General features: G+C 30.9%; 1 protein-coding gene. It reads right to left on the bottom strand.

From position 1 onward, the window contains the following. A partial coding sequence (locus H4J75_RS19850; RefSeq protein WP_182223083.1) for a hypothetical protein occupies positions 1–233 on the bottom strand: 233 nt, incomplete at its 3' end. Positions 234–275: the final 42 nt, after the last annotated feature.

Below are 275 nucleotides of genomic sequence, written 5' to 3'. Positions count from 1 at the left end.
GGTAAAGCAAACTTATGAACAACAGTATTCTCTTTAAGCAAATAGATGCCACAAAGAAATGCTAAAAGATTTACAACGAATAGTAAGGAAACAAGTAATTTAATACCTGATGGAATAGATTGTACATTTAAATATTGCGTGACACCGTAATAATAAGCAAACATAAATGCTAAAACTACAATTGCCCCATAAACAGTAAATGCCCAGCCTGAAATTTTAAATTGATTATCCATTATATTTGTAAACCTCCATATTTGAAAAACACCTAACGCCCA

Source organism: Colwellia sp. BRX10-1 (assembly GCF_014077545.1).
GTDB lineage: Bacteria > Pseudomonadota > Gammaproteobacteria > Enterobacterales > Alteromonadaceae > Colwellia_A.
The sequence above is the reverse complement of the archived record's forward strand: the minus strand, read 5'-3'. Positions and strand labels throughout refer to the sequence as shown.